Here is a 12,537-nt window from a genome sequence, read left to right as displayed (position 1 = left end):
GACCGCGCCATCGTTACCCCGCCGCCTGGCCGCTAGCCTTCCGGCTCGTGCCGACCACCGACGAACAGGCGCGTCCCGCGGTGTTGCTGAACCCGCTGGAAGGCGATCCGACCGACGCCGACAGCCACATCGGCGGCCCGGTGCTGTGGCCGATCGACGAGCCGTGGCCGTGGTGCGACGGTGCCGCGCACGACCTCGCGTGCGGGGGCGAGCCGTTCGTCGGCGCCGTGCAGCTCTACCGGCGCGACTTCCCGGAGCTGCCCTTCCCGGACGGCACCGACGTGCTGCAGGTGTTCCTCTGCACCCTGCACCACGACCTCCCGCACGCCTACGGGCCGGACTTGCGGCTGGTGTGGCGTGACTCCGCGGCGGTGGTCGAGCTGGTCGAGGAGGAGCCGGAGCCGTCTGCGCAGGAGGAGCTCTACGTCCCCACGGTCAACGTGCTCGAACCCATCCGGTACACCGAGAGCGCCGAGAAGGTCTCGGGTGGCACGAAGATCGGCGGCTGGACCGCGTGGTGGCAGAGCGGCCCCGTCGAGTTCCGCTGCCCCGAGTGCGGTGCGCTCCAGCGCCAGACGCTGTCGCTCGCGACGCACGAGCCGTCCGGTGACGACGTCGAGTGGGTGTTCGGCCGCGAGGGGAACCTGAACGTCTTCACCTGCACCGCGGACGTGCGGCACCCGGTCACGACGCACGTCGACTGAGCACCGCCACCCCGGCCAGCAGCACGAGCAGGAGCCCGGCGAACCACGTCATGGCGGTGGTCGGCGCGAGCCAGCGGGTGGCCAGGCCGATCGCCAGCGACGGCACGCTCATGCCCAGGTAGGCGAGGAAGAACAGACCGGCCAGCGCCTCACCGCGGCGTGCGGGGGCCGCCATCGCCGCGACCGCGCCCACCGAGGACTTGAACTGCACGCCCGCGCCCACCCCGGCGACCGCGCCGCCGAGCAGGAACAGCGGGAGGCTTGTCGCGGTCATGCCGGCCACGACCAGCACGACGCCGAGCGCCTGCCCGCCGAGTCCCGCGCCGCGCCGGGCGGCGGGGGAGAGGCCGCCGGTCGCGGTCTGGGCGAGCGCGGCACCGCCGAAGACGATGAACACGACGAGCCCGGCCAGCGTGCGGGACGGGTGGTGCAGCTCGCCCGCCACGAAACCCGTGGAGACCGAGGAGAAGACGCCGAACACCGCGAACGAGGACACGGCGCCGGCCGCTGCGGCGAAGTAGGCCCTGCGGTCGCCGTGGTCCGCGCTGATCCGCTGCGGGCGGTAGGGGACCCGGCGGCGTTGCACGGTCTCCGGCGTCAGGGCGACGGCGGCGAGGGCCACGACGAGCAGCCCGGCCAGCACGACGTACGGGGTGCTCAGCGGGGTGGCCGAGTGCTGCGCGAGCACACCCGCGAGCAGGGCGCCGGTGCCGAGGCCGCCGATGTTCGCCGCGGTGGAGACGATCTCGAACCGGCGCGGGGAGGCACCGGGGCGGTGCCGGGTGTGCAGGTCGTGCAGGTAGGCGGTGGCGGTCGCGGCGATCATGCCGACGCCCAGCCCGTTGACCACGCGGGCGACGACCAGGACGGGCAGTGCCGTGCTGGTCAGGAACAGCACGGCGGAGACGACCTCCAGGCCGAGCGCGGGGAGCAGGACCTTCTTGCGGCCCACCCAGTCCGAGACGTGACCCGCGAGCACGAGGCTGATCACGACGCCGGCCGCTAACGCGGCGAACACGACGGTGACGGCGAAGGTCGAGAACCCCTCGCGGGCCACGTAGAGCGGGAAGAGGGGTGCGGGCACGGTCGAGTAGGCCATCGCGACGGCGAAGGCGAAGGCGACGGCCCAGAAACCGCGGCCGTGGGGCTTGCTGGTGACGGTCGGGGCGACCGGTGTTTCGAGGAGCACGGACATGCCCCCACCCTGTGCCCGGCGGATCATCACGTCCAACGAAAGTTGCAGCTCGCGATCATCACCTTCTGAGATACTCGCTGGTGTGGACCTCCGTCAGCTGGAGTACTTCGTCGCGGTCGCCGAAGAGGGCAACTTCACCCGCGCCGCCGCCCGCGTGCACGTGGTGCAGTCGGCGGTCTCGGCCGCCATCAAGACCCTCGAACGCGACCTCGGCGCGCCGCTGCTCGACCGCAACTCCAAGCGGGTGCTGCTGACCGACGCGGGGGCGGCGCTGCTGCCCAGGGCGCAGGCCGTGCTGGACGCCGCCACCGAGGCCAGGAACGCCGTCGCGCAGGTGAAGGACGGGCTCACCGGCACGGTGCGGATCGGCACGCTCACCGCGATGACCCTGGTCGACCTGCCCGGCCTGCTCGGCGAGTTCCACCGCCGCCACCCCGGCGTGCAGGTGCGCACGCGTGCGGCGACCGGGGGTTCGGTGGGGCTGGTCGAGCAGCTGCTGGACCGCAGGCTCGACCTCTCCTTCGTGTCGCTGCCGGGGGAGGTGCCCGCCGGGATCGTCCTCGACGAGCTGGCGCACTCGGTCATGGACCTGGTGGTGCCCGACGACCACCCGCTGGCGTGCCGGCAAGAGGTGCCCATCACCGACCTCGCGGGCATGGACTTCATCGACTCGCCGCTGGGCTACGGCAACCGGGCCGTCGCGGACCGCGCGTTCACCGCGGCCGCCGTGCCGCGCCGGGTGACGCTGGAGATCTCGGACATAGTCACCGGCGTCGACTTCGTCCGCAACGGGCTGGGCATCGCGTTGCTGCCCGGCTACGTCCTCGGTGGCGCGCGGGGCGTGGCGACGCTGCGGGTGACCGGTGCGGACCTGCGCTGGCCGATCGGGCTGGCCCGGCCCGCCGACCGCGCCCCGACCGCGGCGACCAGGGCGTTGATCGCGGTGGTGCACGAGGTGATGGCGCGACGGGCAGGTCCGCACCGGACGGGAACGGGAGCGCTTCCTCACCCCCGGTAGGCCTCGCAGGCCAGCGCGACCAGGTCCGTGAGGTGCCGCGGCGGCTGGTCCTTCCACCACGCGAGCCACACCGCGATCGGCGGCGCGTCCCGCACGACCCGGTAGGCGACGCCGGGACGCGGGTTGAGGTTGGCGGTGGCCTCCGACGTCATGCCGACGGCCTGGCCCGCCGCGATCAGCGTCAGCCACTCGTCGACGCTGCTCGTGGTGCGCACGACCGCGGGTGCCCCGCCGGGCTGCCACAGGTCCAGCGTGGTGGTGCCGGTGCGGTCGTCGATCGCCATCGCGTACTTCGCCAGGTCGGCGAGCTTGAGGGAACGCTTGCGCGCCAACGGGTTGTCCGTCGCGACCACGCCGTAGCGGCGTTCGGTGCCGAGCAGGGCCGTCTCGAACCTCGGGTCGTCGAGCGCGCGGCGGACCACCGCGACCTCGGCCGCGCCCTCCGCGAGGCCCGCTGACGCCGAGTTCGAGTGCACGAACACCAGCGGCAAGCCGGGATGGGCCGCGGCCCAGGCCTTCTGCACGCGCCGCGTGTGCCGGCCGAGCGCGGCCCAGGCGTAGCCGACGCGCAGCTCGGTGCGGGACTGCTCGACGACCAGGTGCAGGTGCGCGACCTCGTCCAGCACGCGGCGGGCACCGGCCAGCACCCGCGTGCCGGTCGGGGTCAGCGCCACGTGCCGGGTGGTGCGTTGCAGCAACCGGGCACCGAGTGCCGCCTCCAGCGCGGCGACCGACCGGGAGACCGACGCCTGCGTCAGGCCGAGCGTGGCGGCGGCGTCGGTGAACGTGCCCGCGTCGACCACCGCCACGAACGCGCGCAGGTGCCGGAGATCCATGCGTTCAGCGTATAGGTCGTGCGGCTCATGCATTTCCCGCATCGATGCGGCCGACGCAGGCTGGTGCGCATGAAGAGCACGGGAGCGTTCGCGACGATGACCGCCAGCGCGGCCAGCAACCAGCTCGGCGCCGCGGTGGGCGCCCACGCGTTCGCCGCCATCGGACCGGCCGGGGTGGTGGCGGTGCGCCAGTTCGTGGCCGCCGCCGTGCTGCTGCCGATGGCCAGGCCCAACCTGCGCCGGTTCACGTGGGCGCAGTGGTGGCCGACGATCGCGCTCGGTCTGGTGTTCGCGACGATGAACCTCAGCCTGTACATGGCGATCGACCGGATCGGTCTCGGCCTCGCCGTGACGCTGGAGGTGCTCGGGCCGCTCGGCGTCGCGCTGGCCGGGTCGCGCACGCGCCGCGACGTGCTGTTCGTGCTGGTCGCGGCGGTCGGGGTGTACGTGCTCGTGCTGCCCGGCCCGAGCAGCGACTACCTCGGTGTCGGCCTCGGCCTGCTGGCCGCGGGCTGCTGGGCCGCCTACATCCTGCTCAACCGGCTGGTCGGCGCGCGGCTGCCGGGGTTGCAGGCGCCCGCCGTCGCGACGGCGATGTCGGCGACGCTCTACGTCCCGGTCGCGGTGCTGCTGGTGGTGCACGGGAAGCTGACCGGGATGTCGGTCCTGTACGCGATCGGCGCCGGTGTGTTCTGCAGCGTGGTGCCCTACGCGGTCGATGTGATCGCTCTCCGGAAAGTTCCCGCGCGCCTGTTCGGGCTGGCGATGAGCGTTCACCCGGTGCTCGCCGCACTGGCCGGGCTGGTGGTGCTCGGGGAGGAGCTGGCACCGCACCACTGGGCCGGGATCTTGCTCGTCGTGACCGCCAACGTACTCGCCGTCACTTGCTCGAAGTGGTCTGGATCACCTACCGTGGCTCCTGAAATGTGAATCCCATTCACTTCAGCGGGGTGTCCATGCGGACAGCAGTCATGACGGTCGTTGCGGCACTGGCGGGAGCGGCACTGGTCAGCGGACCGTCCGCGTGGGCGGAACCCGAGCCCTACCTCGTCGGCCGCGGCATCTCCGACGTCACCGGCCCGGCCGCCGAGAACGGCATGATGGGCTACTCGAAGTTCGACCAGAAGACGACAGGAATCCACCAGCGGCTGCGGTCGCGGGCCTACATCGTGGTCGACCGCGCCACGAACAAGCGCGTCGCGTACGTCAACGCCGACCTCGCGATGATCTTCCGCGCGGTCCAGGAGGGCGTGCTCGCGAAGCTCCAGCCGCGCTACGGCACCACCTACACCCGCGAGAACCTGCTGCTGTCGGCCACCCACACGCACTCCGGCCCCGGCGGCTACTCGCACAACCTCGCCTACAACCTGTCGATCCTCGGCATGCAGCCGCAGGCGCTCGCCGCCGTGGTCGACGGCATCACCGAGTCGATCGTCGAGGCGCACGAGGACCTCAGGCCCGGTTCGGTGTCGCTGGGCTTCGGCGAGCTGACCAACGCCTCGGTCAACCGGTCGCGGGTGGCGTTCGACCGCAACCCGGACAAGGGGTTCTTCCCGCAGGGCATCGACCCGCAGATGACCGTGCTGCGGTTCAGGCAGTCCGGTGCCGACGTCGGCGCGATCAGCTGGTTCGCCACGCACAACACCTCGGTCACCAACGCCAACACGCTGATCTCCCCGGACAACAAGGGCTACGCGGCCTACCAGTGGGAGCACGACGACGAGGGCGTGCGGTACCTGGACAACGCACCGGGCTTCGTCGCCGCCTTCCCGAACACCAACGCCGGCGACATGTCGCCGAACCTCAACCTCAAGCCCGGCTCCGGTCCCACCGAGAACGAGTGGGAGAACGCCCGCATCATCGGCGAGCGCCAGAACCGCAAGGCTCAGGAGATCTACGACGGGCCGCGCGCGGAGCTGTCCGGCGGGGTCGACTCGCGGATGCGGTTCGTGGACATGTCGACCGTGCAGGTCGAGGGCCGCTACACGACCACCGGCCAGCCGGGCACGACCTGCTCGGGCGTCGTCGGCGCCTCCACCATCGCGGGCAGCGTCGAGGACGGCCCCGCGATCCCCGGCTTCTCCGAGGGCATGCAGTCGCCGCTGAAGAAGCTGTTCGAGCCGTTGAACGTCGAGGTGCCGCAGTGGCTGCGGGACTGCCAGTTCCCCAAGGCGTCCCTGGTGCCCACCGGTCTGGTCGCGGCGACGCCGAACGTGCTGCCGCTGCAGCTCGTCCGCATCGGCCAGCTGCACCTCGTGGCGGTGCCCGGTGAGGTCACGATCACCGCGGGCCTGCGCATCCGCCAGTCGGTGGCCGCCGAGCTGGGCGTGCCGGTGCGCACCGTCCTGATCCAGGGCTACGCCAACGACTACAGCCAGTACGTCACCACGCCGGAGGAGTACGACTCGCAGCAGTACGAGGGCGGCTCCACCCTGTTCGGCCGCAACACCACGCCCGCCTACCAGCAGGAGTTCGGCAAGCTGGCGGCGTCGATGAAGAACGGCACCACGCTGCCCGCCGGTCCGGTGCCGGGCAGGCCGCCGTTCACCGACATCAACCTGCAGACCGGTGTGGTGCTGGACGACAAGCCCGCCGACAAGAGCTACGGCTCGGTGCTGAACGCGCTCAAGCCGTCCTACGCGCGCGGTGAGACCGTCACGGCCGTGTTCGTCACCGGGCACCCGAAGAACAACCTGCGCCGCAACGGGACGTTCCTGGAGGTGCAGCGGCAGGTGAACGGCACCTGGGTGCGCGTGGCCGACGACGGCGACTGGGCGACGCGCTACCGGTGGGAACGCGTCGGGATCGCGTTCTCGAACGCCACGATCACCTGGCAGGTCCCGGCGGACACGCCCGCGGGCACCTACCGGATCGTGCACCACGGCGACGAGAAGTCCGGCTGGACCGGGAGGGTCACCGGCTTCACCGGGGCGACCTCCGCGTTCACGGTCGGCTAGACCGCCTGTGCGGGGAGGTGGCGGGGCACGTCCGACGACGTGCCCCGCCGCAGTTATTCCGGGCTGCGATGAGGCGGTGATTACGTTGTGTACGATTTAATCGCGCACTAGTTTTATGGCACCACCCCGGAACGCCAGGAGGAAGTCATGAAGCGCCCCGTCCTCGAACCCGCCGCCGCCGAGTTCGCCGCCGCCACCGCGAAGCCGCCGTTCCTGTCCGACCTGGGACCGGAGGAGGGCCGCAGGACGGTCGACGAGGTGCAGTCCGGTGAGATCGCCAAGCCCGAGGTCGACGAGGAGTGGGTCGAGCTCGACGGCTTCCGGGTCCGCGTCGTCAAGCCGGTCGGTGCCACCGGCCCGCTGCCCGTGGTCCTCTACATCCACGGCGCCGGCTGGGTGTTCGGCAACGCCCACACCCACGACCGCCTGGTCCGCGAGCTCGCCGCCGGCACCGGCGCGGCCGTCGTGTTCCCCGACTACTCGCTCTCGCCGGAGGCCCGCTACCCGGTCGCGATCGACCAGAACTACGCCGCCGCGCGCTGGGTCGTCGCCGAGGGCGCCGCGCACGGCCTCGACGCCACCCGCATCGCCGTCGCCGGTGACTCGGTCGGCGGCAACATGAGCGCCGCGCTGACATTGCAGGCCAAGGAACGCGGCGACGTGCCGCTCAAGGCCCAGGTGCTGTTCTACCCGGTGACCGACGCGTCCTTCGACACCGACTCCTACCTGCAGTTCGCCGAGGGCTACTTCCTGCGCCGCGACGCCATGCAGTGGTTCTGGGACCAGTACACGACGAACCCGGTGGAGCGCGCGGAGATCACCGCGTCCCCGCTGCGCGCCACGACCGAGCAGCTCGCCGGGCTGCCGCAGGCACTGGTGATCACCGCGGAGGCCGACGTGCTGCGCGACGAGGGCGAGGCCTACGCGGACAAGCTGCGCGAGGCAGGCGTCCCCGTCACCGCCGTCCGCTACGCCGGTGTGATCCACGACTTCGTGATGCTGAACGCGCTGCGCGGCACGCACGCCGCCGAGGCCGCGATCAAGCAGGCGGTTGCGTTCCTGCGCGAGGCGCTCGCGAAGTAGTCACGGCCCACGACCTCCGGTCCTGCCACCGCGCGTGGCCGGACCGGTCGCCGTCCGGGCCGGTCAGCCGCCGGCCCGCTGCGTGCGCGTGACCTGGAACGGCGTGCCCTGCTGGCAGGTCGTCATCGCGCCGGGCTCCGCACGCCCGCTCACCTCCACCACGGCACCGGCCACCGCGATGGCGGGGTCGGCGCCGAGCAGGAGGTACTGGGCGGTGCCCGTGTCGAGCAGCAGGCACCCGGACTCCACGCCACCGGAGACCGTGCCGCGCACCGTCATCCCCGGCTCCAAGGCGCGCGACGGCGTCGTCCTGGGCGGCAACGGGGTCGAGGAGGGCGGGAGCGGCGCGGGGAGGCTCGATGACGCCGCCGGTGCGGACGTCGAGGGTGTCGGGGTCGTGACGCTCGACCCGGGGACCCCCGGTGGTTCCGCGCCGGCGCATCCGGTCAGGGCCAAGCACGTCACCAGCACGGCCACCCCGCGCATCTCACGTCACCTCCGGTGGACCACCGCGACCGGGCACGGCGCGTGGTGCAGCACAGCGTGGCTCACCGAGCCCAGAATTGCACGTGCCACGGCACCGCGGCCGTGACTTCCCACCGCGAGCAGGGCGGCACCGTCGGCCGCCTGGAGCAGTGCGCGGGCCGGTGCCTCGAACGCGACCTCCGCGGCCACCTGGACGGTGGGGTGGCGTTCCCGGTGCGGGGCCAGTTGCTCGTCGAGGACCTTCGCGAGGTCCGCGCGCACGTGGTCCCAGTCCTGCTCGGGCAGCTCCGCCCAGCCGACGTCGGTCCACGCGTAGACCGCGAGCAGGTCGCGGCCGTGGCGTTCGGCGAAGGAGAACGCGAACTCGATGGCCTCCGCGGACGTCTCGGAGCCGTCGATGCCGACGACCACCCGGCCGTCGAGCGGGCCGCTGCGGGTCACCACGACCGGCCGGCCGCCGATCGAGACCAGCTCGGCGGCGGTGGAGCCGAGGAACATCTCGGCGAGGCCGGTGCGGCCGGAGGAACCGAGCACCAGCAGCTCACCGGGCTCGTCGGCCAGCACGTCGACCGGGCGGCCGATCTTCACGTCCGTCGAGAGCTGCAGCGAGGGCCAGGTCTGCCGGACCTCCTGCGCCAGCTCGGCGAGGTGGTCCTCGGCTGCGCGGGCCATCGTCTCCTCGGTCACGAACTCGGGGACCGGGGCGGACACCGGCGTGAACACCGGTTCCGGCAGCGGGGCCCGCACACCGTGCACCACCCGCAACGCCGCCCCGCACCGGGAAGCCTCCTCCGCGCCCCACAGCACCGCGCGCTTCGCCTGGTCAGAGCCGTCGAACCCGACAACGACCGTCGACATGGAAAACCACCTCCAAACGGGGTAATACCCGCTTGGAGGTGGTTCTAAAGAGGATCTACCGGTTGATGACGAACTGCGAGCCCGGCTCGATCGTGACGTCACCGTCGCGCGAGTTGGTGATCGTCACGTTCGTCAGCTTCGCCGAACCGCGGGCCTGGGCCATCGCGAGGATGCCGGAGCCGTTGTTCGACCTGTCGATGCGGACGTTGGTGATCTGCACGTCCGGCATGCCGGAGCCGCCGCCCTTGAACTGGATCCCGTCGTAGGTCGAGTCGAGGATCTCGGTGTCGCGGATGACGACGCCGGGGATCGGCAGGTTCTGCGAGAACAGCGTGATGGCGCCGAACTCCTGCGCCTCACCCCAGAACGCGCCGCCGGTGCGGTACAGGGCGTTGTTGGCGAGCGTCGTCGTCCCGCCGAAGGGCAGCGGGTCGTGGTCGGTCGCCAGCATGATGCCGGGGTAGTTCGCCGTGTCGGAGATGATGTTGTTCTCCGCGCGGTTGTTCGACCCGCCGTAGATCGCGATCCCGTTGGCACGCCACGGAAGCGCGATCGTGTTGTTCAGGAACGCGTTGCCGCTGCCGGCATCGGTGTTCTGGTCCTTCACGTACTTCGACGCCCACACGGCCAGCGCGTCGTCGCCCGTGGTGCGGAACGACGAGTTGAAGACCGTGGAGTTGCGGGTGCCGTTGGTGAAGTTGATGCCGTCGGCGTAGGTGTCGCGGATGCGCATGCCGCTGAACTGCAGGCCGTCGCCGGGGTTCCAGCGGTCGGGCAGGTTGGTGTAGTCGCGGCCGACCCAGACGCCGACGTTGGCGTGCTCGATCCACACGTTGGTGACCCTGGTGTTCTTGCCGAACCGGCCGTTGAGCCCGACACCGCCCTCGGCACCGCCGTCACCGCCGCGGATCCGGCCGGAGCCGAAGATCGCGATGTCGGAGATCTGCGTGTTGTCGTCGACGTCGAACCCGAAGTTGCCCTCGTGCGGGTGGTTGATCGTGCCCGCGTCCTGCGGCTGGATCAGCGAGAACAGCTGCGAGTGCCACATGCCGGCGCCGCGGATCGTCACGTTGCGGATGCCGACCTGGTTGTCCCCGCCGCTGTTGAACACGGTGAGGATCTTCTTCTCCTGGCGGAACCGGCCGGCCGGGATCCAGACGCAGGGGATCTCCCCGTTCTGGTCGGCGGTCACGGCGCGCTGCAAGGCGTCGGTGTCGTCGGTCTGGTCGTCGGCCGTGGCACCGTACTGCGTGATCGACACGCACTCGGCCGGCTTCTGCGCCGCCGGTGCGACCTGCTCCAGGTCGATCAGGTCGATCACGTAGAACTGCGCGGTGTCACCGGAGTCGCGCTGCAGCTTGAACTTCGTGCCCGCGGGGTAGGAGCTCGCGAGCAGCGCCTGGGACTCGTCGAACAACCGGCGGGCGTCGCCACCGGGGCGGTTCGTGAGGCCCTCGGGGTCGTCGGTCGTGCCGTAGAGCCAGCTGTGGCGCGAGGAGAACGTCAGCTTCCGCACGAACTGGTCGTTGGCGTACAGGCTGATCGTCGCCTCCTGGCCGCCGCCACCGGCCGCGTCCGGGATGGAGTTGCGCACGACGATCGAGTTCGTGCTGACCGTCGAGGTGATCTCCACGAACTGGCCCTGCGCGTCGAGGCGCACCGACTTGCGGCCAGAGGACTCGGAACCGAAGTTGGTGTGCCCGAACGTGCGCTTCGCGTCGGCCTCCAGCAGCGTGCCGTTGTGGCGGCCCGCTTCGGCCTCGTAGCTCGTGAACGGCACCGACGCGCCGCGTCCGACCACGATGGACCGGGTGGCGGTGTTGTTGTTCTCGTTGGTCTCCGCCACCACGTTGGTGGCGTCGGCGGTCGCGGTGGCCGTGGCGCCGCCGTTGGTGGCGGTCCAGGTGCCGACGGTGACCGTGACGGTCTGACCGGCGTTGATGGCGGAGGTGGTGGCGTTCAGGGTGCTGCCGCCGACGACCACGCGGGTCACCGAGGCGCCTGCCGCCGACGTGCCGCGGTTGTTGACCTGCACCGCGAACGTCACCTGCTGGCCCGCCGCCGGGGACGACGGGTTCGGCGTGACGCCGGTGACCTGCAGGTCCGGACCCGGTGCCTGGCCGACGACCAGGGGCGAGCCGGAGGTGAAGGTGTTGTTGCCCTCGTTGGTCTCCGCGACCTGGTTGGCCGGGTCGACGGTGGCCGAGACCGCGTACGACCCGGCGCCCCGCCGGCCGGCGCTGACGGTGACGGTGGTCGTGGCGCCCGCCGCGAGCGCGCCGACCTGCGCGGTGCCCGCGGTCGTGCCGCCGAGCGCGACGTTCAGGGTCGTCGCGCCGGAGGCGACCGTGCCGCCGTTGCGCACGGTGGCGGAGAGACTGATCGAGTCGGCCTCACTGGGGCTGGCCGGCGACCACGTCAGGTTCGTGACCGTCAGGTCGGGCGCCGGTGCGGAGGAGCCGAACACCTGGAACTCGGCGACCTGGCCGCCGGGCGCGCCCGTGTTGGAGTAGAAGTGCAGCCGCACGTCCGACGCCCTGCCGCTCACCGCGATGGTGACCGTGTTGCCGGTGGCCGGGTCGAACCGGTGGTCCGCCCGCGCCTTCAGCGTCGCGAACGCGGTCGCGCTCGCCTCCCGGCCCAGCACCTCGAAGTTCTGCGTCCGCGCACCCCACGCCGAGTCGGGGTTGAGCTTCACGACGACGGAGGTGATGTCCGCGTTCGAGCCCAGCTTCGCGGTCAGGTGACCGGGCAGGCCGTTGGACTCCCAGTACGAGCCGGTGCTGCCGTCGACCGCGTTGGCGGCGACGAAGTCGTGCACGTGCCCGGACTCCTCGACCGGCTTGCCCGCCGCGAGGTTGGCGCCGGTGGGCGGCGGGTCGACCGAGCCGGACTCGCCGTGCACCTCGAACTCGCTGAGCTGCGCGGCCTGCCAGCCGGTGTTCGCGGTGACCGTGACGCGCACGTACCGGACGCTGGTCGCGCCGAAGTCGAGCGTCACCGTGTTGTTCGAGCCGGGCGAGAACACCCTGCCACTCGACCCGGTGAGGTCGCTGAACTGCGAGCCGTTGGAACTCCCTTGCACGGCCAGCGTTTGCGTGCGCTGCTCCCAGTTCGAGGGCAGCCGCAGCACGACCTTGCTGACGCTCTTCGCGGCACCGAGGTCGGCCTGCAGCCACTGCGGGAATGCGCCGTTGGCGCTCTCCCAGTAGCTGCCCTGGTTGCCGTCACCGGCGTTCCCGGCCCCGTACGGGCCGTTGCTGCTGGACGCGGTCAGGTTCGCGGACAGGCGGACGACCGCTGCTCCCGCCGTGGGTGTCAATCCGAACAGTGCGAGTGCGCTGACGACCGCAGCGCTCACCGCACGCTTCATGAGCGTGGATTTCATGGACTTGTCCTT

The 12,537-nt window shown here is 71.5% G+C and carries 10 protein-coding genes; 5 read left to right on the top strand and 5 right to left on the bottom strand.

The window, feature by feature from the left end:
- Positions 1 to 47 precede the first annotated feature (47 nt).
- A complete protein-coding gene (locus ACZ7CD_RS19195; protein ID WP_470379388.1) occupies positions 48 to 704 on the top strand; it encodes a YwqG family protein in 657 nt (218 codons plus the stop codon).
- Here the strand turns inward: ACZ7CD_RS19195 and ACZ7CD_RS19190 are convergent.
- A complete protein-coding gene (locus ACZ7CD_RS19190; RefSeq protein ID WP_470379387.1) occupies positions 685 to 1,899 on the bottom strand; it encodes an MFS transporter in 1,215 nt (404 codons plus the stop codon). The genes ACZ7CD_RS19195 and ACZ7CD_RS19190 overlap by 20 nt on opposite strands.
- Before the next feature lie 82 nt (positions 1,900 to 1,981).
- On the opposite strand from ACZ7CD_RS19190, the gene ACZ7CD_RS19185 reads away from it, so the two are divergent.
- Complete coding sequence (locus tag ACZ7CD_RS19185; RefSeq protein WP_470373571.1) at positions 1,982 to 2,917, top strand: LysR family transcriptional regulator; 936 nt, start codon at positions 1,982 to 1,984, stop codon at positions 2,915 to 2,917.
- Here ACZ7CD_RS19185 and ACZ7CD_RS19180 read toward each other — a convergent pair.
- Complete coding sequence (locus ACZ7CD_RS19180; protein ID WP_470379386.1) at positions 2,905 to 3,753, bottom strand: LysR family transcriptional regulator; 849 nt, start codon at positions 3,751 to 3,753, stop codon at positions 2,905 to 2,907. The two genes, ACZ7CD_RS19185 and ACZ7CD_RS19180, sit on opposite strands and share 13 nt — an antisense overlap.
- A 69-nt stretch (positions 3,754 to 3,822) precedes the next feature.
- On the opposite strand from ACZ7CD_RS19180, the gene ACZ7CD_RS19175 reads away from it, so the two are divergent.
- The 3 genes from ACZ7CD_RS19175 (at position 3,823) to ACZ7CD_RS19165 (ending at position 7,793) form a co-directional block, all read left to right on the top strand.
- Positions 3,823 to 4,683, top strand: a complete 861-nt coding sequence (locus ACZ7CD_RS19175) for an EamA family transporter (protein ID WP_470379385.1) — start codon at positions 3,823 to 3,825, stop codon at positions 4,681 to 4,683.
- Positions 4,684 to 4,724: 41 nt separating this feature from the next.
- Complete coding sequence (locus ACZ7CD_RS19170) at positions 4,725 to 6,710, top strand: neutral/alkaline ceramidase (RefSeq protein WP_470379384.1); 1,986 nt, start codon at positions 4,725 to 4,727, stop codon at positions 6,708 to 6,710.
- Between the two features lie 147 nt (positions 6,711 to 6,857).
- Complete coding sequence (locus ACZ7CD_RS19165; RefSeq protein ID WP_360389818.1) at positions 6,858 to 7,793, top strand: alpha/beta hydrolase; 936 nt, start codon at positions 6,858 to 6,860, stop codon at positions 7,791 to 7,793.
- Positions 7,794 to 7,856: 63 nt separating this feature from the next.
- On the opposite strand, the gene ACZ7CD_RS19160 is transcribed toward ACZ7CD_RS19165, so the two are convergent.
- The 3 genes from ACZ7CD_RS19160 to ACZ7CD_RS19150 form a co-directional block, all read right to left on the bottom strand.
- Positions 7,857 to 8,072, bottom strand: coding sequence for a hypothetical protein (locus ACZ7CD_RS19160; protein ID WP_360389815.1), 216 nt, complete (start codon positions 8,070 to 8,072; stop codon positions 7,857 to 7,859).
- Positions 8,073 to 8,285: 213 nt separating this feature from the next.
- Positions 8,286 to 9,137: a universal stress protein gene (locus ACZ7CD_RS19155; RefSeq protein ID WP_360389812.1), complete on the bottom strand. Its 852-nt coding sequence runs from the start codon at positions 9,135 to 9,137 to the stop codon at positions 8,286 to 8,288.
- 55 nt (positions 9,138 to 9,192) lie between these two features.
- Positions 9,193 to 12,525: a CARDB domain-containing protein gene (locus ACZ7CD_RS19150; protein WP_470379383.1), complete on the bottom strand. Its 3,333-nt coding sequence runs from the start codon at positions 12,523 to 12,525 to the stop codon at positions 9,193 to 9,195.
- Between the last annotated feature and the right edge of the window lie 12 nt (positions 12,526 to 12,537).

The organism is Lentzea sp. NPDC036949, assembly GCF_055608075.1.
This window is presented reverse-complemented; position numbering and strand designations above follow the sequence as displayed.